At 46.7% G+C, this 21,962-nt stretch carries 21 protein-coding genes; 13 read left to right on the top strand and 8 right to left on the bottom strand.

All coding sequences use genetic code 11. The features are described 5' to 3' along the window. Together EKO24_RS03445 and murJ are read right to left on the bottom strand one after the other, a co-directional pair. Nucleotides 1-508: hypothetical protein (locus EKO24_RS03445; protein ID WP_206667198.1), on the bottom strand; the 508-nt coding region annotated here is incomplete at its 3' end. Nucleotides 509-788: 280 nt separating this feature from the next. Then, nucleotides 789-2,336, bottom strand: a complete 1,548-nt coding sequence (murJ, locus tag EKO24_RS03440) for a murein biosynthesis integral membrane protein MurJ (RefSeq protein ID WP_127029016.1) — start codon at nt 2,334-2,336, stop codon at nt 789-791. Nucleotides 2,337-2,434: 98 nt separating this feature from the next. On the opposite strand from murJ, the gene rpsT reads away from it, so the two are divergent. Beyond that, nucleotides 2,435-2,698, top strand: coding sequence for a 30S ribosomal protein S20 (gene rpsT, locus EKO24_RS03435; protein ID WP_127029015.1), 264 nt, complete (start codon nt 2,435-2,437; stop codon nt 2,696-2,698). Nucleotides 2,699-2,802: 104 nt separating this feature from the next. Here the strand turns inward: rpsT and proB are convergent, their stop codons facing one another. From proB to rplU, 4 genes are all read right to left on the bottom strand, one after another. Next, a complete protein-coding gene (proB, locus tag EKO24_RS03430; protein ID WP_127029014.1) occupies nt 2,803-3,924 on the bottom strand; it encodes a glutamate 5-kinase in 1,122 nt (373 codons plus the stop codon). After that, complete coding sequence (gene cgtA, locus EKO24_RS03425; RefSeq protein WP_127029013.1) at nt 3,911-4,945, bottom strand: Obg family GTPase CgtA; 1,035 nt, start codon at nt 4,943-4,945, stop codon at nt 3,911-3,913. The genes proB and cgtA overlap by 14 nt, the downstream gene beginning before the upstream one ends. A gap of 147 nt (nt 4,946-5,092) precedes the next feature. Further along, the gene (gene rpmA / locus EKO24_RS03420) at nt 5,093-5,350 is read right to left on the bottom strand and encodes a 50S ribosomal protein L27 (RefSeq protein WP_127029012.1); all 258 of its coding nucleotides are present in this window, start codon (nt 5,348-5,350) and stop codon (nt 5,093-5,095) included. Nucleotides 5,351-5,367: 17 nt separating this feature from the next. Then, on the bottom strand, nt 5,368-5,679 hold the full coding sequence (gene rplU / locus EKO24_RS03415) for a 50S ribosomal protein L21 (RefSeq protein ID WP_127029011.1): 312 nt from the start codon (nt 5,677-5,679) through the stop codon (nt 5,368-5,370). Between the two features lie 258 nt (nt 5,680-5,937). Between rplU and ispB the strand changes: the two genes are divergently transcribed. Next, nucleotides 5,938-6,939 (top strand): octaprenyl diphosphate synthase, encoded by a 1,002-nt coding sequence (gene ispB, locus EKO24_RS03410; RefSeq protein WP_196239987.1) that lies wholly within the window; start codon nt 5,938-5,940, stop codon nt 6,937-6,939. A gap of 12 nt (nt 6,940-6,951) precedes the next feature. On the opposite strand, the gene EKO24_RS03405 is transcribed toward ispB, so the two are convergent. Together EKO24_RS03405 and EKO24_RS03400 are read right to left on the bottom strand one after the other, a co-directional pair. Beyond that, on the bottom strand, nt 6,952-7,359 hold the full coding sequence (locus tag EKO24_RS03405; protein ID WP_127029010.1) for a hypothetical protein: 408 nt from the start codon (nt 7,357-7,359) through the stop codon (nt 6,952-6,954). 439 nt (nt 7,360-7,798) lie between these two features. Continuing rightward, nucleotides 7,799-9,031: a nucleotidyltransferase domain-containing protein gene (locus EKO24_RS03400; protein WP_127029009.1), complete on the bottom strand. Its 1,233-nt coding sequence runs from the start codon at nt 9,029-9,031 to the stop codon at nt 7,799-7,801. A gap of 403 nt (nt 9,032-9,434) precedes the next feature. On the opposite strand from EKO24_RS03400, the gene EKO24_RS03395 reads away from it, so the two are divergent. The 11 genes from EKO24_RS03395 to EKO24_RS03345 all read left to right on the top strand — a co-directional run bounded on the left by EKO24_RS03395 (nt 9,435) and on the right by EKO24_RS03345 (nt 21,949). Beyond that, the gene (locus EKO24_RS03395; RefSeq protein ID WP_127029008.1) at nt 9,435-11,210 is read left to right on the top strand and encodes an ABC transporter ATP-binding protein; all 1,776 of its coding nucleotides are present in this window, start codon (nt 9,435-9,437) and stop codon (nt 11,208-11,210) included. Nucleotides 11,211-11,263: 53 nt separating this feature from the next. Beyond that, the gene (locus EKO24_RS03390) at nt 11,264-12,238 is read left to right on the top strand and encodes a GDP-L-fucose synthase family protein (RefSeq protein WP_127029007.1); all 975 of its coding nucleotides are present in this window, start codon (nt 11,264-11,266) and stop codon (nt 12,236-12,238) included. Nucleotides 12,239-12,401: 163 nt separating this feature from the next. Beyond that, a complete protein-coding gene (locus EKO24_RS03385; protein ID WP_127029006.1) occupies nt 12,402-13,379 on the top strand; it encodes a UDP-glucuronic acid decarboxylase family protein in 978 nt (325 codons plus the stop codon). Nucleotides 13,380-13,441: 62 nt separating this feature from the next. After that, a complete protein-coding gene (locus tag EKO24_RS03380) occupies nt 13,442-14,935 on the top strand; it encodes a lipopolysaccharide biosynthesis protein (RefSeq protein WP_127029005.1) in 1,494 nt (497 codons plus the stop codon). Between the two features lie 6 nt (nt 14,936-14,941). Further along, nucleotides 14,942-15,745, top strand: a complete 804-nt coding sequence (locus EKO24_RS03375) for an FkbM family methyltransferase (protein WP_127029004.1) — start codon at nt 14,942-14,944, stop codon at nt 15,743-15,745. Then, nucleotides 15,745-16,524: a class I SAM-dependent methyltransferase gene (locus EKO24_RS03370; RefSeq protein WP_127029003.1), complete on the top strand. Its 780-nt coding sequence runs from the start codon at nt 15,745-15,747 to the stop codon at nt 16,522-16,524. The genes EKO24_RS03375 and EKO24_RS03370 overlap by 1 nt, the downstream gene beginning before the upstream one ends. Beyond that, nucleotides 16,521-17,483, top strand: a complete 963-nt coding sequence (locus EKO24_RS03365; RefSeq protein WP_241674377.1) for an NAD-dependent epimerase/dehydratase family protein — start codon at nt 16,521-16,523, stop codon at nt 17,481-17,483. Before EKO24_RS03370 ends, EKO24_RS03365 begins: the two co-directional genes overlap by 4 nt. A 4-nt stretch (nt 17,484-17,487) precedes the next feature. Then, on the top strand, nt 17,488-18,726 hold the full coding sequence (locus EKO24_RS03360) for a glycosyltransferase family 4 protein (protein ID WP_127029002.1): 1,239 nt from the start codon (nt 17,488-17,490) through the stop codon (nt 18,724-18,726). Between the two features lie 45 nt (nt 18,727-18,771). Next, complete coding sequence (locus tag EKO24_RS03355; RefSeq protein ID WP_127029001.1) at nt 18,772-20,076, top strand: hypothetical protein; 1,305 nt, start codon at nt 18,772-18,774, stop codon at nt 20,074-20,076. Further along, on the top strand, nt 20,073-20,861 hold the full coding sequence (locus EKO24_RS03350) for a glycosyltransferase family 2 protein (RefSeq protein WP_127029000.1): 789 nt from the start codon (nt 20,073-20,075) through the stop codon (nt 20,859-20,861). Before EKO24_RS03355 ends, EKO24_RS03350 begins: the two co-directional genes overlap by 4 nt. After that, entirely contained in the window at nt 20,858-21,949 is a 1,092-nt protein-coding gene (locus EKO24_RS03345) for a glycosyltransferase family 4 protein (RefSeq protein ID WP_127028999.1), read from the top strand. The genes EKO24_RS03350 and EKO24_RS03345 overlap by 4 nt, the downstream gene beginning before the upstream one ends. Nucleotides 21,950-21,962 lie beyond the last annotated feature (13 nt).

The raw sequence follows: 21,962 nt of genomic DNA, 5'->3' as shown, positions 1-21,962 counted from the left end.
TCGACAACGCGGCAATGCCGGAGCTGGTCAAGCCGGTAAAAAAACTCTGATTGAGCACTGTAATTTGCTTGGTGCTCAAGGCGCCAAGTTGTGCGGTCGTCAAGGCGTTTAATTGGGAAGAAGTCAGCTGAACGGTTTGGGAGGTCGTTAAGGCGGCGATCTGGCTTATCTTCAGCGCCCGCAGATCCGTAGTCTCCAGGCTGGACACCTGACTGGTGGTCAAGCTCGCGAGCTGGGTAGTCGTCAAGGCCGATGCTTGCGATGAGGTCAATGCATCGATATCTGCGATCTCAATCGCTACGATTTGGGTCGTCCTTAACGCGGCAATCTGCGTGGTTTTCAATGCAGGGACCTGCGCGGTCGTCAACGCGGCAATTTGGCCGGTACTGAACGTCCTAACCTGAGTTGTGGATAATGCAATAATATCTTCGCCAGTCAAAGACATGATTTGACTTGTAGTTAGCGCTGCAATATCTCCGGTGGTCATGCTCGGTATAGTTGTTGCCATACCTCCCCCTTTTTACTTGTGAAGGTTCCGCCGATTCCTATTGCCCCTCCAAAGGCTGACAGGAAACAGGAAAATAGCGGCCAATGAAATCATCTCTAATAATGGACTGGCCTTGAATATTATAACTCGCAAATACGGATCACATTTCAGTTAATATTTTCAAACGTGACTGACGCATTAGACACGGTTACGCTGAAGAAATTAACAAAAGGCATGAGCGCATTTACGACGACTGATGTTTGATTGCGGCTTCAAATGGTTTCTATTTTAGACAGGCAGTTTAGGCTTGGCCGTGCATTTGTCCGGCCAAATGTTTCAGCCTTAAGCCCGTTAGCAGCAAGGTAAGCGTATAAACAACCAAGCCTACTGCTATCCATTTCGCCAAGTTGATAACGCGCGTTAAAGAATTCCAATGATTCCACCACTCGGCATCGACGAAATAGTAGAGAACTGCGGACATTGCCGCCGCTGCCAACAATACCCTGCCAAAAAACAGCCACCATCCGGCAGCCGGTTGATATATCTTATCTTTTTTCAGCTTTATCAATAATAACGCGGCGTTGAAAAAAGCGCCCAAAGAGGTCGCTAACGCCAGCCCTGCATGAGCCAGCACGAATACCAACGCGACATTCAAACCCAAGCTGGCCATCATCGCGTAAACGCCGTACCGGACCGGCGTTTTCATGTCTCCGCGCGAAGTAAAGCCCGGCACCAGGATTTTAATCAGGATAAAACCCAGCAGGCCAAACGAATATGCCTTTAGGCTCTGCCCCGCAAAATGCACGTCGTTGACGCCGAACTCATTGTATTGGAATAACGTTGACAGCATCGGCTCGGCTAACAGCAATAAACCAATCGTAGCCGGCAATGCGATTAAAATGACTAGGCGCAATCCCCAATCCAATGCATTTGAAAAAGCGGCAGCGTCCTCGGCGGCATGGCTTCCGGCTAAATTAGGTAAAATGACCGTTGCCAGCGCGGTGCCTAAGATGCCGGACGGGAACTCCACCAGACGGTCCGAATAATAAAGCCAGGACACGCTACCGACCGTTAAAAACGAGGCGAACAAAGTATCCAGCAACAGATTAATCTGCGTCACGGAAACGCTGAAAATTGCCGGGATCATCAAACTTATAATCCGTTTAACACCCGCATCGTTGAAGCCTAATCTCGGCCGCGGCACTAATCCCAGACGTATTAACGCCGGAACCTGAAATAATAGCTGTACGATGCCCGCTAAAAGAACACCCCATGCCAAGCCTTTAATCGGCTCGCCCATCAAAGGCGCAAGCCAGATTGCCGCGGCAATCATGCAGATGTTCAGAAAAGCCGGAGTCAGGGCCGGAATCGCAAATTGTCCGTGAGCATTTAAGATGCCGCCGGCAAAAGCGACCAAGGTAATAAAAAGAAAATACGGAAAAGTAATTTGCAGCAGTTGTACGGATAGTTCGTACTGAGTCTCTTGCCATGCAAAACCGGGAGCGATCAGCATAATCAGCACCGGGGCGGCAACGACACCTATCAATGTGATTAATAGTAAAAACACGGATAGTGTGCCGGCAGTCTTATCAATAAACTGTTTTAACGCAACCCGACTGCCGCGCTCTTTATAATCGGACAAGATCGGCACAAAAGCATGTGCAAAAGCGCCCTCTGCAAATAAACGGCGCAAAAAATTCGGGATCTTAAACACCACAAAAAAAGCATCCGTTGCCAAATTAACACCGAAAATATGAGCGATCAACATATCCCGGATAAACCCAAGAATACGTGAAATCAAGGTCATGCTGCCGACAACCACCGTCGATTTGAAAAGCTGCCTGCTCAATGCCGCTCCTGCTATAAGGTGTTAAAATAGTTTGACAATAATAGCATTTATAAAGATAATGCACGGCTTATTTAACTTACCACAAGAATCGAGAAACTATGGCTAATACAGCACAAGCTAAAAAGCGTGCGAAGCAAGCGGAAAAAAGCCGTATTCGCAACGCCGGACAACGCAGCAACTTACGCACCTTCATCAAAAAAATCATTGCCGCAGTTAAGCTTGGCGACAAAGAAAAAGCGCAAGCTGCCTATAACACGGCTGTTCCAATTATCGATTCCGCAGTTAACAAAGGCATTATTCACAAAAATAAAGCCGCACGCAGCAAAAGCAGACTGAATGCAAAAGTAAAAGCCATCGCTTAATTGCTTTAGCTTTACGCAATAAAAAAGGCCGAACTCATTCAGTTGCGGCCTTTTTTATTGCCTGGCGAATTTTGGCCTGAGCAGATAAGCCGCTCAAGCCAGCGTCATATCACTACCAGATTATCGCGGTGTATCAACTCTGAGTCATCGAAGTAGCCCAGAATATTCTCAAACTCCGAACTATTCTTGCCCGCTATCAATTGCGCATCGACACTGCCGTAATTAATCAGCCCCCGTGCAATTTCCAAACCCGCCTCGTCCACGCAAGAAACCAATTCGCCACGTTCAAACCGGCCCGATGCCGATTTTACGCCAACCGCCAAAAGGCTTTTACCCTCATTTTGTAGCATCCTGACCGCCCCCGCATCCAGAACCAACCGCCCTTTAACCTGCAACTGCCCGGCAAGCCAGCGCTTTCTGGCCACCAGCGGCTCTATGTCCGGTAACAGATAAGTACCCAAATCAACTCCGGCAATCACGGCAGCGATAACATTCTCGACAGCGCCTGCAGCAATGACCGTTGCCGCGCCTGAACGGGAAGCCAGCCGCGCCGCGCGCACTTTCGTACACATACCGCCCCGACCCAGTCCGCTCCGGCTTCCTCCAGCCATAATATCCAGTCTGTCGTCATTAACACTGATTTCGGAGATTAATTCCGCATCGGGACTCAAGCCCGGATCGGCTGTAAACAAGCCTTTTTGGTCGGTCAGAATAATCAACAGATCAGCCTCGACCAGATTAGCCACCAATGCCGCCAGCGTATCGTTGTCGCCAAAACGGATTTCTTCGGTCGCCACTGCGTCATTCTCATTAATGACCGGCACCACACCAAGCTTAAGCAAGGTCAGTAAAGTGCTCCTGGCATTTAAATAGCGCTGCCTGTCCGACAAATCATCATGCGTCAATAACACTTGCGCCGCATGCAATTGATGCTGCTGAAAATTATCGTCGAACACGCGCACCAAGCCCATTTGACCGACGGATGCAGCCGCCTGCAATTCATGCAATGTTTTGGGCCTTACTTTCATACCCAGCCGACACATGCCCTCGGCGACGGAGCCGGAAGAAACCAGGATTACATCAATGGACTGCTGCCTCAAACCAGCCATTTGCTCAACCCAGGCAGCGATAGAGACCCTATCAAGCCCCTGCCCGCCCTTGGTCAATAAAGAACTGCCTATTTTTACGACAACCCGTTTAACTTTGGCAAAATCAGTCCTGCTCACTTTTTTCCTGCCGTTGCTGTTCCAAAAAGTTCATGATGGCAAATATCAACTCTTTTGTGCCATCTCCGTTAATCGCCGCAATCTTAAAGACCGGCCCCGTCCACTCCAGCTCATCAACAATAGCTTGGCAACGCTGGTCAACTTCTTCAGCAGACAGACGATCTATCTTGTTTAACACCAGCCAACGCGGTTTGGCGGCCAACTCATCATTCCATATTTCAACTTCATGAATGATTTTTTTCGCGGCATCAACCGGCGAATCCATGCTTTCGTAGGGCTCAACATCAACCAAATGCAACAGCAATCCGGTGCGCAACAAATGCTTCAGGAACTGCAAACCAAGCCCGGCACCTTCAGCCGCACCTTCTATAACGCCGGGAATATCGGCAATAACAAAACTGCGCAAATCATCAACCTTTACCACCCCCAAATTAGGATGCAAAGTTGTAAACGGATAATCCGCAACTTTCGGCGTTGCCGCCGATACCGCACGAATCAAACTGGATTTTCCGGCATTAGGCATACCCAAAAGACCGACATCGGCAATCAGCGTCAGCTCCAGGTTAAGCCGGCGATGCTCTCCTTCCGTACCTTTACTGGCTTTCTGCGGGGCCCTGTTAATACTGCTTTTGAAACGCGTATTCCCCAGACCGTGAAAACCGCCTTGAGCGACCAATAGCGTTTGCCCGATTTCAGTTAAATCACCTATGACTTCACCTGTGTCGGCGTCGGAAACCAGCGTTCCGAGAGGAACCGGCACGTAACAATCGTCGCCTTTCCTGCCGGTGCAATTACGGCTCATGCCGTTTTGCCCGCGCTGCGCTCTATGCACGGCGTGATAGCGAAAATCGACCAACGTATTTACATTCTCCGCCGCAATCAGGTAAACGCTACCACCATCGCCACCGTCGCCGCCGTCCGGACCACCCATCGGAATGTATTTCTCACGCCGAAAGCCGACGGCGCCGTTACCGCCATCTCCCGCTTCTACGCGAACTTCCGCCTCGTCAACAAATTTCATAAATCACACGCCGCCAAACGTCAAACACTACCGATAAAAACAAAAAAAGCCCCGCCATAACAACGGCGGAGCTTTTTTTAGAGCTGCCGAGCTAGATCGCCCGACCTGACTGTCTCGCCATGCTATAGCGCGATACAGCCGTATAGCTTATGCAGCAACAATACTAACAAATTTACGGCTATCAGGACCTTTAACCTGAAAAACTACCTTGCCATCAGCTGTCGCAAACAAAGTATGATCTTTTCCGCAACCTACGTTGTCACCTGCATGAAACTGAGTTCCGCGCTGACGAACGATAATGCTGCCTGCTGCTACGCTTTCGCCGCCGTAACGTTTAACGCCTAATCTTTTCGCATTAGAGTCGCGCCCGTTACGCGTACTACCACCAGCCTTCTTATGAGCCATTTGTAACTCCTGATATCTTAAGCAGAAATGCCAGTAATCTGGACTTCTGTATAGTACTGACGATGACCCATTTGTTTCATATGGTGCTTACGTCTTCTGAATTTAATAATTTTGACTTTTTCATGTCTACCTTGAGACAAGACAGTCGCTGTAACCTTCCCGCCTTCAATAAAAGGCATACCAACTTTAACAGCATCGTCTGACTGAATCATCAGTACTTTATCGAACTCAACGCTGTCGCCTTGGCCTAGCTCCAGTTTTTCTATTTTTAAGTAAGTACCTTCTTCTACACGGTACTGTTTACCACCCGTTTGAATTACCGCATACATCGGCGCAAGCTCCATCAAGCATTAATCTGTTTAAAGTGAACAAAAAATTATATTTACAAAACAAGTTTAAGTCAATTTAAATTAACCCAACGCTTTGTATCTTATTAAAATAGCACAAGAAAGCCATTATTATCAATCAGCCATGCTCAATAGCATGGGCGATTAATGTTTTATTAAGTTATAATAGTTTAACAGATTTTGATTTTCATGGCTATTTGACATGAAAAGTAACCCAAACTTACACGCAGCACATACATAATGTCATCGTATCCACAATCTTCAACTGCCCGCATCGATTTTGATTCAATCAAAAAATTAACAACATCCGAAGCCAAAGCCGTCGACCAACTCATCATTAACGAGTTAAGTTCCGATGTTGTCCTCATTAACCAAATGGGCAGGTATATAGTGGGCAGCGGCGGCAAAAGATTGCGTCCGATGCTATTGTTATTGGCTGCCAAGGCATTGGGCGACGTCAGCAATAATCATTTGATACTGGCTGCGGTCATTGAGTTCATTCACACCGCCACACTGCTGCATGATGACGTTGTCGACGACTCCGATCTCAGACGCGGAAAGGAATCGGCCAACGCGGTCTGGGGCAATGCCGCCAGCGTGCTGGTGGGTGATTATTTGTATTCCAGCGCATTCGAAATGATGGTACGCACCGGCAATATGCGGGTCATGGAGATACTTTCAAAAACCACCACCGCCATTGCCGAAGGCGAGGTACTGCAACTGCTGAACTGCAATAACCCGGAAACAAGCGAAGAAAAATATCTCGAAGTCATCGCACGGAAAACTGCCATTTTATTCAGTGCCGCGACTAAATTAGCGGCAGTCATTTCAGACGCATCGGCAGAAGTCGAACAAAGCTTAGCGCTGTACGGCCAACATCTGGGCGTCGCTTTTCAATTGATTGACGACGCCCTAGACTACAAAGCCAGCACGGACGAATTGGGCAAAAATCTCGGCGATGACCTTGCCGAAGGAAAGCCGACCTTACCGCTGATTTACGCCATTCAAAACAGCAGCGAAAGCGAAGCCCAAATTATTATCGACGCGATCAAAAACGGTAACCGTGACGCCTTTAACGAAGTCTACGCCATCGTGCAGAGCACTAAAGCCATTGATTACACCGAACAACGCGCCGACGAGGAAGCCCAAAAAGCAATATCTGCATTAAGTGTCCTGCCCGATTCCGACTATAAACAAGCGTTAACTTTATTGGCGCTATTTTCCGTACAGCGCAACTATTAGAACGGTACCGGCCTAACCTTTAAGCAGCGCGTTATAAGTATGCGCTTTTTCGAGCAGCAGATTATATTTACGTTCAACCTTGTCCATGACCTCGGTTAAGAACTGCGTGATCTCGGCATCCTCAACATCTTCCGCCGCGGACAGCATATAAGCTTCAAGCTCACTGACCGCATCGGCATCGACAATCTCATCGAGCAGGGCCGCCGCCTCGGAAGTATGAACCGCCTTAACCAGCTTGTTTCCAACCAAGCCCTGTTGCAACAATTGTTGCAAGCCATCGACCGCCTGCGCCATCTCCCGGGCCTTTTCATTAACCGCCTGGAGCAATGTTAAATCTTCGGTAAACTCAAGAAAATCGTTCACCGCTTTTTTCAACTCATACAAGCATAGCTCGTGTTTTGCCTTTATTGTTTGCCGCATAGTTATATCCAGTTCACTAAAAAATTGCGCCAATTATAATTCAGATTCGAATTTAACTGCTCACCGCCAACCATCACACAAAAATCTAATCCGGTCATTAAAAAACGATTTTAATGTCAATGTTATTGCCCTGTGCCATAGGCTAAAACGCTCATGTTGAATCGTTTGGCTTGACACGACAATTTCCAAACAGATCCTTAGATGTGTTGTTGCGTATTAAGAAAGAAGTAGAGAGCGTGAAGCATAAAAAAATAAAACATGTGAAAAGCTTGTTGAAGTGCGTTAGGAGACCAAGAATAGCAATAAAAAACCTGGCGCTTTATTGTTTAGAATCGACTACTTAGTATATTCTCAACACTTTTTCAGTCTTTTACGATTCTTAAATCCATTAACTGCAAAGTATTTGATTTCAGCGCAACCGCTTCGATCATAGCAAGGATTAATGATCGGCATCCCTGGTTTTTGACCTCCGCGCTTGCCGAATTTGAACTTGGCGTATACTCCACAAGATTGGACGTAGCGGAAAGTAGAGCGGATGCAGCCAGGACGGGAGCTTGAGCAAGCGGTAATCATCGATATTTGGATAAAATATGATTGCACAATACCACATTAAGGCATCTATGCTGCGGGTAGTTTGGATGCGGTTCAACCACTGGTGAAGCTTTAATCGAGTAGGAGGGTATTCCATCCACAACTCAGGGCCTTGCTGAAAAGTATAAATAGCTTTCCATTGAAACGAATTCATTCTGTACCTGAATCCGCTTTTAATCTCCAGACTCAAATTTATGCCACAATATTTTTGGGCAAGCAAAAGCCCTTGCTGTATTACCAGCCCGGCACCCAACTGGTCAGCTCGTTGCCACAGTTGCGGCCAATTGATGTCATACTTATCCAATACATTGGGCAGGTCAAAAAGCCATTTCAAACGCCCCCAGCCATGTCTGACTGCATGTAAGCACAAGTAAATCACCAAGTCTTCATTATTCAGACCGGGAATACCAATATTTGCCCCTTTCGATACTGATAAAGCCCGCCAATCATCAATCGGAAACTCAAAAGGGTTAAACGTAGCCCTCCAGTGCAACTCCATATGGGGAAAGTTTTCCCGGATCAAGATGCAATGATTGTGCTTTCGGAGCAAAATTTTTCTATTTACAGATAACAAAATTTCAGGTTGCTCGGACTTCCATTTCAGTTTTTCCAATACAGTGATCGCTTCATCAAGCCGCTCAGGATCAACTAAAATATCGATATCGCCAACATGCCGGACGGCCAAGTCGCCATAAGCGCGCGCGGCAACATCTAGCCCTTTCAGGGCAATTAAACGAAGACCTTGAGCGGCACGCGCCAATTCGTGCGTTGCCTGCAAAGCGTGTAATGCTCGCCGCTTATTGCGCTTATGCTGCTCGGCCAGCTTATCCATTAATTCATTTGAAAACGTGCCCGGCGGATGACGGCGTAGATTGCAGTACAATAATGGCGAAATCTTGTGCCTGACGCCAAGCTCCAACACTTTACGCGTATCCAGCCCGATAGCGGCCAATTCTTGCTGGCGCAGAAAATGCGCTTCATTCGGTTTGGGCCGGCAGCAGGTCAGCGCCAACTCAAATTCCGGCCCTTGTTCGGCAGGATCTAACGGACATTCAAAAACGCGATGGTAATCGGAAATCATGAACTAAATTCAGGTAAATAGGATATTTCGGCGGCAGTATAACATTCCGGAATGCCCGGCAACCGACATCAATCCAAGTTGCATATTGATATTTACTAAGCTTATGATGTCCCGTCCAAAGCGCGAATTAACTATTTCATGCCATATTTCTACCTTTTGCATCGGATCGACGTTGCCGGACTGCTTGCAACACCTAAGCGACATCCTAACCTCTAATGCTAAAATTGATTTGCGTAACCCTAAAAAAAACAGTTGAGCTATCCAAAATCCCGTCCGCCCTAAGAGCGGTCGAAAAGCTCAACACGAACGGCTTATTAGTTATCGCTAAGGCATCTCAATCTGCAACCCATATTGCCACACGGAAAAATTTCGGTTTTCTCGTCACGAAATCGATAGACTTGGCATGAAACGTCTTTCTATATACCGGGCCGCTATTCCCTTCTTTCATCTGCTAGCGAACGAACCGCATCGTCCGATGATGCTGGTTTTTAGTTGCATGTTACTGGGCAGTTTGAGCGAAGGTTTCGGGATTACCCTGTTAGTGCCGCTGCTTGAGTTATTACAAAACAGCACCGCCCCAACAACAGGCATAGCGGCACAGTTCGGCCGTTTCTTTGCATTGACGGGTATCCCTTATCAAGTTGCCAGCGTGCTGTTGCTTTTCCTGCTCTTACAGGCCCTGAGAATCGTTTTACAAAGCAGCCGCGAAGTGACGTCCAACTCTTTCCAGTCCAATCTGGTAGATCGATTGCGCAAACGTTGTTTTATGGCAATCTTGCGTAGCGAATGGTATTGGCTATCGCAACGCAATAATGCGGAATACGCCAATTTATTGCTGACCGACATCAACAGGATTGGCGTTGGCGTCAATTTTTTCTTACAACTGTGCAGCGGCTCAACACTGATGTTAACTTACTCGCTGGCGGCATTGTGGCTGTCCTGGCCAATAACGCTGTTGGTGCTGACGATGGGCTTGATATTTGTGCTGGCCGAAAACGGCTTGCGACACGAGGCCTTATCGCTGGGCAACCGTATCGGCCAGACTTCGCGCAGCTTGCACAGTGTCGTACAGGAAAGCTTGGCAGGAATGAAACTAGCCAAAATTCTCGGCAATGAAGAGCGGCACCTGGATAAATTCCAACAATCAATGCACGCATTCCGCGAACACCAACTGAATTTCCAGCGCAGTTCCAGCCGCTCAAAAGCCAGAATGCAATTGGGCAGCGTGATTATTCTGGTTGCCCTGCTTTACTCCGGCATTGCAGTTTGGCGATTGCCGATGGCCGAGCTGGGCACGTTGATTTTTGTGTTCGCCAGGCTGATGCCGTTGGGTTCGCAACTGCAACAACAACTGCACCATTGGTTGCACACCTTGCCGGCGTTAACCACGGCTAATCGCTTGTTGACGGAATGCCGCGATATGGCCGAGCCGGCCGATGAGTCGCTGCAACCGCCTTTACTGCTGCAACACGATTTAACATTGAACGCGGTAAGTTTTATCTACCCCGGCCGAGAACAGCAGGCCTTAAGCGAAATCAACCTGCGCCTTCCGGCCAAATCGACAACCGCCATTATCGGCGCATCCGGAGCCGGTAAAAGTACCTTGGCCGATGTATTGATGGGACTGCTGCGGCCGGACACTGGCTGCATCGGCATCGACGGTCAACTGTTGGATGACGCAACCCGATTGCATTGGCGGAAGTCGGTAGCCTATGTGCCGCAGGAAACCATCCTGTTTAACGACTCGATCCGGGCAAACCTGCTGTGGGCCATGCCCGAGGCCACGGATGACGAACTCTGGCAAGCACTGGATAAAGCCGCCGCCGATTTTGTGCGCCAATTGCCTAATGGCTTGGATACTGTAGTCGGAGATCAGGGCCTGCGCCTTTCCGGCGGCGAGCGCCAACGTATCGCGCTGGCCCGCGCCCTACTGGGAAAACCGTCGCTGCTGATTCTGGACGAAGCGACCAGCGCGCTGGATATGGAGAATGAAGAACGTATCCGGCAGGCTATTGTTAATCTGCATGGTAACCTGACGGTTGTCGCGATCGGCCATCGGATGGCAACGTTGCAGCATGCCGATCAAGTGCTGGTAATGGAAGCAGGAAGCATTGTTGCCCAGGGCAGCTGGAGCAAGGTGCAGGAGACTGCTTATGCAAATGTGTTATTCAATACTTAATGTTAAACGGCCAGGGCTAATCTATTTTTTTCAGTTACCATGAGCAAATTAAAATGAAAAAAACTGCGCGTATTTTTGTGGCGGGTCATCGGGGATTAGTTGGCTCAGCCTTAGTGCGCCAGCTACAGGCTCAGGGATTCCATAACTTGTTGCTGAGCACGCGTGACGAGCTCGACCTAACCGATCAAGCCGCTACCAGCGCTTTTTTCGTTGAAAATCGCCCCGATTATGTTTTGCTTGCAGCCGCAAAAGTAGGTGGAATTCTCGCCAATAATACTTACCCGGCAGATTTCATACGCGATAACCTAGCCATTGAGCAAAATGTTATTACTTCTGCGCACGCCGCCGGCGTTACGCGATTATTATTTTTGGGTTCAAGTTGTATTTATCCTCGCGATTGTCCGCAACCGATAGAAGAATCCAGTTTGCTGACAGGAACGCTAGAGCCGACCAATCGCTCCTATGCGCTTGCCAAAATAGCCGGAATAGAATTGTGCTGGGCCTTTAATCGCCAATACGGAACGCGCTATTTAGCCGTCATGCCCACTAATTTATACGGGCCCGGCGATAATTACGATTCCTACAATAGCCACGTTTTACCGGCGCTTATCCGCAAGATGCACGAAGCCAAGCAATATGAACAAGAAGAGGCCGTTGTTTGGGGCACAGGAACACCTCGCCGCGAATTCCTCTACAGCGATGATTTAGCAAGCGCTTGCCTACATATTTTGCAGCAAACCGACTCGCAACTTGCACCTTTGTTTAATGACAACGCTCCGCCGTTAATTAACATCGGTTGCGGCGAGGACATTTCCATCGCCGATTTAGCGCAGCTTATTGCCGATGTGGTGGGCTTTGCCGGACGCTTAAGTTTTGATCACAGTAAGCCGGACGGGACTCCGCAGAAAGTACTGAATGTGACAAAAATAAATAATTATGGCTGGTCGGCCACCACGACTTTAAAGGACGGCATAGCACTAGCCTATAGGGATTTTTTGAGATCTAACAGCTTGGGTCGTATCCAATGATACATAGGCCTGAAGACACGGGGCCGCATTTTCCGGCAAAATTTAATATTCCTGTGCGCGAGTAACTACAGAACACAATAAGACACAAGCAGTCGACGGGGATTGCGCGGCTGAGCGCTAAAAATTAACACCCCAAGACAAATCGGATTCTAAAGAGTGGAACATGGCTAGAGGGTATAGAAAAAGAGTATTGGTAACCGGCGGCGCCGGATTCCTGGGCTCGCATTTATGCGAACGCCTGCTTTCGGACGGCTGCGACGTATTGTGCGTGGATAATTTCTATACCGGCACCAAGGACAATATCGCCCGGCTTTTGCCTAATCCGCATTTTGAAGTCATGCGTCACGATGTCACCTTCCCTCTCTATGTCGAGGTGGATGAAATCTATAACTTGGCTTGTCCAGCATCGCCGATACACTATCAACACGATCCGGTGCAAACCACCAAAACCAGCGTGCACGGCGCAATTAACATGCTGGGCTTGGCCAAGCGGCTAAAGGCAAAGATTTTCCAAGCCTCTACCAGCGAAGTTTACGGCGATCCGACCGTGCATCCGCAACCTGAAAGCTACTGGGGCAATGTAAACCCCATAGGTCCGCGCTCTTGTTACGATGAAGGCAAGCGCTGCGCGGAAACGCTGTTTTTCGATTACTACCACCAACACGGTTTACGCATTAAAGTGGGCCGTATTTTTAATACTTACGGCCCGCGCATGCATCCGAACGATGGCAGGGTGGTATCGAATTTTATTGTCCAGGCTTTGCAAAACCAGCCTATTACGCTCTACGGCGACGGCAATCAAAGCCGTTCGTTCTGCTATGTCGACGACCTGATTGAAGCGATTATCAGGCTGATGGCAACCCCGGACGATTTTACCGGCCCGGTCAATCTAGGCAATCCTGACGAATTCACGATCCGAGAACTGGCCGAGATAGTCATAGAGCTTACCGGCTCTCGCTCCGAGCTTATTTTCCTGCCTCTGCCTTCCGACGATCCAAGACAGCGGCAACCCGATATAACTTTGGCCAACGAAATACTGGACTGGAGGCCGACAACCAATTTGCGCGCAGGCCTGCTTCGCACTATCGATTACTTCTCTTGGCTATTACAGCCCGAAACGGCCGGCAACACGAGTATTTAATAGAGGATAATCTAAAGTCTTGAATTTACCGGTAATAATTAAATGATTTTATTCACACAAAAATGAAGGCTAACCGCTTAACTAGAAATGCTGTCATGGCAGTAGCACAGACGATAGTTTCCGGCATCACTCTGTTTTTATTGTATCGCTATTTATTGAAAACGATCGGACCTGAGCAGTTGGGAATCTGGTCTATTGCATTGGCTATTGCATCCGCATCGAGAATCAGTGAAATGGGACTTACCGGAAGCGCAGTAAAATACACCGCTAAATACGTCGCCCGCGGCGAAAAAGGCAAGGCCTCGGAAGTTATTCAGACCACAGTTGTTACTATCGGTGTGTTTTTAGCGTTGGTTCTTGCCGCCGGTTATCTGCCGATTACCTTGCTGATAAGCAAATTAATCCCTGAACAAAATATTAGCAATATACAAACAATCCTTCCGTACATCCTGATTTCAATGTGGATCGGCACAATTGCCAATGTTTTTATTTCCGGTTTGGATGCCTGTCAGCTCATTACTTTGCGGGCGCTGGTGTCGATGTCCACGACCGTGCTTTTTTTAGTGCTGACATTGATATTTGTTCCTCAATACGGATTAACCGGCTTAGTCTGGGCGCAAACAGGACAAAATGTATTGATGCTTTTCGCAAGCTTGCTACTGCTCAGGCGAGAGCTTCCTTCATTACCATTCTTGATTTACAAATGGCGTCTTCCGTTGTTTAGAGAGATGTTTCGCTATGGCGTCAACTTTCAGCTCATTAATATTCTTGTTATGTTGGTTGATCCTACAACCAAAATGCTAATGACGAAATTCGGGGGACTCAGTACTGTCGCTTACTATGAGATGGCAAATCGGATGGTTTCACAGTTCCGCTCGTTGCTGGTCTCCGCGAACCAGGTCATTGTCCCTCATATTGCAAATCTTCATGAAAATGCGCCGGAAGAAATTACTAAAATATACTTGGATTCTTACCGGGCCATATTTTTTCTCTCGCTGCCGCTTTATACCGGAGTGATAGCCATAGCTCCATTGGCAAGCGAACTTTGGATTGGCGGTTACGAACAGAGCTTCGTAATTTATGTCGGGCTGTTATCCATTGCTTATTGCTTCAATACGCTTAGCGGCCCCGCTTATTTTAATAATCTCGGCACCGGCTCATTACAGTGGAATATCTGGGGACACGTTGTCATGGCGTTTTTCAATGCCGCTTTAGGGTATTTGTTTGGGCGTTCTTTAGGAGGCGAAGGCGTCGCTTTGGGATATTTACTAGCCTTAATAATCGGCAGCAGTTTAATCATAGCCGGCTATCATTACGAGTCTCATATTCCATTAATAAATATGGTGCCTAACGAAAGCAGAAATGTATTTGCGGCTTGCTGCCTTGGCTTGATCGTTGGAGGTGTTTTGTTTTACTTTCTGAAATTTGAAGAAAAAGCTATTGTAAGGGCGGGATTTGGCCTAGCTATATGTTTCATTCCTATTGTGCCCTCTCTTTGGAACCATCCTTTGAGCAAACAAATCGGCCACCAGATTACTGCCAGTATGAACTCATAAGAAAATATGCTTCGTTTTTTACAACATTACACCCATGCAATAGATCTGAGACTCGGTTTGATTTGCGAACTAAAACGCGCCGCCCGTTTTGGAAAAACGTTGCCTAAGCATATCATTCCCCGCGTCCTGAAATGCCCGCACAGCTATGACGACAAAATCCTATTATTACGCTTACTCGATCCCGGCCAAAGCAATCTGCTAATTGATGTAGGGGGAAATTCCGGCTACTGGTGCGAATCTTTTTTGGAATTCTTTCCTAATACCGGCGTAGTTGCGTTCGAGCCGTTAAAACATGAGTTCGAAAAATACAAATTACGTTTTCAAAATACCGATAACATCGAAGTACATAACGTCGGCTTATCGGATAAAAAAGAACTACTGGAAATTCGCGTTGCCGAGCTTTCCTCGCATTCGTCTCTACATGACTACGCAATTGCGCAGCCTGCGCTGCAAGTTAAGTTTGAGGGCACGCAAACCGCTTATCTCGATACACTAGACAGCTTCGAGCTTGGTGCAATATCCGCAGACAGAAAACTTCTGAAAATCGACGTTCAAGGCCATGAGTTAAATGTACTGCACGGGGCGGTTAATACCTTGCCGCATATCGATGTTGTACTTATCGAATGCTCCTTTTTAGGAGAATACGAAAATATTACGCCCTCGTTTGCGCTAATAGCAGGTTTTTTAAGTAAATTCGATTTATATCCCGTTATGTTCAGGGATTACGGGACATCACTAGGCCCTCATGCCTGGGAACGTGATGTGATTTTTTGCAAGAAATTTTTACTTAACAATATTTGGGATTGGTAATGGATAAATCGTTACTTGTTAGAATTTTCGGGTTTTCAGCAACGCTGATTCACGGCGATGTATTGATATTGGATCGTTGGCGTTGGTTAAAAAAGCGATTACCAGAAACTAGAAATGGGGAGAGTTTAATTGACATTGGATGTGGGGGAGGAGCTTTCTCTATTGGTGCGGCCTTAAGGGGATACAATTCCTTGGGACTGACTTGGGATGAGCGCGATCAAAATATTGCGACATATCGAGCAAAAATATGTGGGGCGAGTTCTGCCAGATTCGAAGTTTTTGATGTTCGTAATTTAGATGATAGGCATGATCTGGTGAGTCAATTCGATGTAGCTATTTGTTTCGAGAATATAGAACACATAATAAATGACAGAAAACTTATTATCGATATTGCGAACTGCTTGAAACCAGGCGGGCGTCTTTTGTTGACAACGCCCAACATATTATATTGTCCTATATCGCAGGAAGATAAAGGTCCTTTTTCTTCTGTTGAGGATGGAGGACATGTGCGAAGAGGTTATAGTGAAGCGATGCTGGAAGAGTTATGCGTTCAAGCAAAACTAATGCCTGAAAATATATCCTATTGTAGTGGTTTCCTGAGTCAAAAAATTACCTCTTGTCAGAGAGTTCTATCCACAATACATCCATTAGTTGCATGGGGTGTGATTTTCCCTTTACGCCTCCTTCCCCCGATTTTCGATTGGTTCATTACAAAGTTGCTGCACTGGCCTTCGTATTCTATTTGTTTGGAAGCCGTTAAACCACGATATTCAAAATGACTTCAATGCCGACCTTAAAGATGGGCAGTCAACTAAAGTGTGTCATTTTAGGAGGTGGCGGCTTCATCGGCTCTCATATTGTTGAGACATTAGCTGAACAAGGGCACAGTGTTCGAGTTTTCGAGCGACATAATATTAACACTCGAAACATTGCGCATGTGCTGGGGCGTATTGAATTAGTGTATGGGGATTTTTTAAATGAAGATGATTTATGTCGAGCCCTGGCAGGAATGGATATTATTATCCATCTGGTAAGTACGACTTTGCCCAAATCCTCAAATGACAATGTAATCTACGACGTCGAAACCAATGTCATAGGCACCATAAGATTGCTAAATCTCGCAAAGCAATTAGGCATTCGTAAAATCATCTTCGCATCGTCGGGTGGAACGGTATACGGCTTACCCCAATATCAGCCAATCAGCGAAACGCATCCGACTGATCCGATTTGTTCGCACGGAATTGCCAAAATCACTATCGAAAAATACTTGCAGTTATATCACCATCTTTATAATTTGGATTATACCGTGCTTCGTTTCGCCAATCCTTACGGTCCCAAGCAAGATCCGATGACAGGACAAGGCGCAATCACAGTCTTTTTGCAGCAAATTCTTAATGAAGAGCCGATATCCATTTGGGGCGATGGCACGGTTGCAAGAGATTATTTTTATATCAGCGATTTGGCGGAGGCGGTTTTAGCGGCGATAGAAAAAGATCCGCCCTCGAAAATTTATAATATCGCCAGTGGCTTTTCACATACTTTAAATGAATTGATCAACATCATGCAGGCAGTAACAGGCCGCACACCGCTCATTCGATATTTACCCGCGCGCAAACTGGACGTATCTGTCAATATTCTTGATATTTCCCGTGCCCGGAAAGAACTTTCATGGAGCCCGCAAGTGCCTCTGGAAGAAGGCATAAACCGCACTTGGCAATGGTTACAAAATTATAAATAACAGCATGATTATCATCTCGAACGGACACCATAAATTTATTACGGGCATGGCTGCGGCCGAAGCTTATAAGAATAACGTATTGACGAGATTTATTACTGCCGGTTATCCAACGCCTAACCTTAGGCAAGTGATCACTTGGTTAAAATTGGATAAATTTGCTCCGGTCAAACGTTTATTGCATCGTCAGGAAAGTGTGTCCGACAGTTTAGTATGCTCTTTATGGTTGACAGAATTTGTTTATGGATTCTCTCGCCTTATCGCTAGACGGATGCCGTGCTTTGAAAGCGTTGTCGACTATGGTTTAAGATTTTACGCATGGCAAGCCGAGCGCGTTATACGCAAAACGCCGGCGCGGCTTTACCACTATCGCTCCGGATACGGGCACCACTCCGTACAAATTGCCAAACAGAAAGGCATGGTTACACTTTGCGACCACTCGATTGCGCATCCTATGGCATTGGATTATCTAATTGCCAATGGCGGCCAATTGCCGCCGTTGGGACTGGACGCTCCCATCAATAAAATGTGGCGCAACATTCGCAAAGACATGGAGCAAGCGGATTATCTGCTTGTTAACTCGGATTTTGTTAAGGATACTTTTATCCACTTTGGCTACGAAGCAAAGCGGATTTTTGTCCTATATACCGGCATCGATGACCGCTTTTTATCTTTAATTCCGCAACGCACTTTTGCTCCGTTAGCGGAACGGCCTATTAGGATTTTATTTGCCGGAGACATGGGGTCAAGAAAAGGAGGACGAATACTGCTAGAAACGCTTATGCGATTACGAGATCTGTCTTGGCAATTCGAAGCCGTAGGTTCCATCGATCCGAATTTGCGCAACGATTTTTCTGCTTTTTTTACCGATAGCCGGGTTACGGTAACCGGCCATTTGTCATGGGACGAACTGGCAAACCACATGAGTGCGGCCGATATCTTTGTCTTCCCGTCATTGGCCGAAGGCTCGGCTCGGGTTGTTTTTATGGCCATGGCCTGTGGATGTTACGTCATTACCACACCAAACAGCGGCTCTATCGTGCAACATGAGGTACATGGAAAAATTATCGCACCGGGCAGTGTCGATGCACTGGAAACTTCCCTGAGAGAAAGTATCCTGAATCGGGATCAAATTCCGGAAATTGGCCGTAGGAATGCGGAATTGATAAAAACCCAATACACGCAGAGTCATTACGGACAAGGGTTAATGGAGGTCTACAATTTCCTGCTGCCGGAAAACTCATAGCGCAGCATCGAAAAATTACACTGCCACATATTTGAAAGATAAGTAATGAACATAGAAAAAACAGCCCCCCGCGATTTCAAGCCAGTGAATTGGAAGCCGCGCCTGACAGCCCAATCGCAACTACCGAATATCTTTGGCGATGCATTCGCCTGTCTTCTTCCGATGCTAACTTTCGTAGAAGTAGAGATAGTCGGCCGCTTGTTTCTGCCCGAGATACTGCTGCTATTAATGCTTCCGTTTTTATTAATCTTTCGCGGACATTTATTACTCGAGCCCTTGCCGAAAAAACTGATATTGCTCGGCTTTATATGGTTACTCTCTCAAATTGCAACAGACATCATCCGAGACACTCCCATAGAGGATTCGAGCCGCGGAGTTTCAAAAATTATTTTTCTGTTACTTAATTTTTCAAGCGTTTACCTATATATAAACGGCAAAAAGAACCGTCTCTTCATGTTCGCGTTGGGTATCGCGCTAGGGCAAATTCTTATGTATTTTATTAATCCGAATATCTATGCGGAAAATTATCCTTGGAAGTTCGGTTACGGTTCGGGAGTCACCCTGTTAATCGTATTGGCCGCGCAGTTTAGGTTTTTTAGTAGAAGAAAACTTCTGTCCGCCATAATCATCCTAAGCGCAGGATTATTGAATTTCTATACGGATTTTCGTTCGCTTGGGTTGATTTGCGCACTAACTGGCGGATTTATAATCATTACTAAATCCGTTAGTTTTGGTTATCACGCCATCAAACGAGCTGACGTTGCAAAACTTATCTTGTTCGGAGGGATTGCAATTTATGCCATCACCGCATTTTATCGTTATAGTGTCAATGACGATTGGTTTGGCGAGGAAGTGCGTGAAAAATATCTCCTGCAATCTACAGGCGATATGGGACTTCTGCTGGGCGGGCGCGCTGAAATTCTAGCTTCATCCCAAGCAATTATAGATTCTCCAATTATTGGCCATGGCTCTTGGGCAAAAAACCCAAAATATGTCGACACAATGCTAGACGCCTTGAGCCAGCGTGGGTACGCGCTTCAGGGAGCTCTAAATGACGATCTAATCCCAACCCACTCTTATATAATGGGAGCGTGGGTGGAAGCAGGACTTGCGGGAGCGATTTTTTGGTTTTTTGCATTAATGCTTACATTGCGTTGCCTAACAGTGTGTTATCAAACCAATGCGACATATACTCCGCTAATTTCGTTTATCGCTTTTAACTTGTTATGGAACATACCGTTTTCTCCTTTCGGAGCTGAAGGACGATTGTTCTCCGCCTACGATCTATCGTTAATGATCGTAACCCTATCCATGACGAGATATTTAGCCACATCAAAATTACCAGCATGAAGATTTCCATCGTCACGATTTCCTACAATCAGGTTCAATATTTAGAAAAGGCAATCCGCTCCATCATCGACCAGGATTTCGACGATCTGGAATATATTGTCGTAGACCCAGGTTCAAACGATGGAAGCAGGGATATTATCGAAAAATACCGTTCTAAAATAACTCAAATCCTGTATGAACCCGATAAAGGCCCGGCCGACGGGTTGAATAACGGGTTTCGCCTTGCAACCGGCGACATCTTTGGCTTCATCAATGCCGACGATGAACTTTTGCCGGGAGCATTGCAAAAAATTGCCGGCTATTTTGAACAGCATCCGCAAATCGATGTAGCGTGCGGCAGCGGATATATAATCGATAAAACCGGGGTGATAGTTAGAAAAATTATGCCCACCCGTTATTCGAAAAGATTGGCTGCTTACGGCGCTGTTACATTTATTCAGCAAGGCACATTTTTCAGCCGTAGTGCATTTTATTCAACCGCGGGCTTTAACATTAACAATCGGACGTGCTGGGATGGCGAGTTACTGCTCGATATGGCAATCAACGTCTGTAAATTCGGTGCTTTTTATCAGGACATTGCTGCGTTCAGAATCTATGACTCGTCAATCAGCGGCTCCGGGAGATTGAACGCGTTATATCAACATGATTGCAACCGGCTATTTTCTAAGGCAATGGGCCGGCCTATGAATTTTATGGATAAGCTTCTAATGAAAATATATTTGCTGGAGAAATGGATCACCAATCCAGCAGTAACGTTTAATCGAATTTTAGATATCGTTAGATGAAAATCGCTGTTTTGTGGACCGAGTTATCGGGATATATGAATGCTTGTCTTAAAAAGCTGGCCGCAATGGATGGCGTGGAGTTGTTTGTTGCAAGCAGCTGCATTAACAAGGATGCACCATTCGACGAGTTGACTTTCGCTTGGATCGAAAACCATTTTCAGTGGCATGGCTCTGTGGATGCTAATCGCCTCATCCCGCTTCTTGAGAATTTTCAACCGGAGTTGATTCTTTGCGCGAATTGGCATTATCAAGGCTATCGAAAAACGCTAAGACATTTCAAAGGGCAATCCATCCGAGTCTTTACCTCGGACAGGCCATGGCTGGGAACGCCCAGACAATGGTTAGGCGTTTTTATTTCGCGTTTTTATCTTCATCCTATTTGCGAAGCAATGTTTGTAGCAGGGGAGCGGCAAAGGGTTTTCGCGAAAAAAATGGGCTTTTCACAAAGAAAGATTTTGCACGGCCTATACAGCTGCGATCATGAAAAGTTTGCTTCGATTTATTTCGAGAGAAAAAAACAACAAATAGAAGCCCGCTCATTTTTATTTGTTGGCAGGTTTGTCTCCGAAAAAGGCTTGGATACCTTGGTTAATGCGTATCAGCGTTACCGTCAGCAAGCAGTCGATCCTTGGCCGTTGAAATGCTATGGCGCCGGACCGTTACAACCTATGCTTGACGGTATCCCAGGAATCGAATGCAAAGGATTCTGCCAACCTGACGATTTGCCCAAGAAATTCATGGAAGCAAATTGCCTGATATTACCAAGCACTTTTGAGCCTTGGGCGCTGGTAGTTCATGAAGCAACGGCCGCGGGCATGGCAGTAATTGCTTCAGATGCCGTCGGCGCTACGGCACATCTCATTCAAGACGATTATAATGGTTATGTTGTCGAAACAGGCAGCGCCGAGGAACTAGCCGGGGCTATGCTGAATTACAGTGCCTTGCCCCCCGCTGCCCGCCGCATCATAGGTGAAAACAGCTATTTGATGTCGCTGCAATTTACCCCTCGCCGTTGGGCCGAAACAGTGCTGAGCATACCGAAAAGAATTAACGGTAAAACTTACGAAAAGCCGACAATAGAACATTAAATTTTCAATCATT

It is taken from the genome of Candidatus Methylobacter oryzae (assembly GCF_003994235.2).
GTDB lineage: Bacteria > Pseudomonadota > Gammaproteobacteria > Methylococcales > Methylomonadaceae > Methylobacter_A > Methylobacter_A oryzae.
This window is presented reverse-complemented; position numbering and strand designations above follow the sequence as displayed.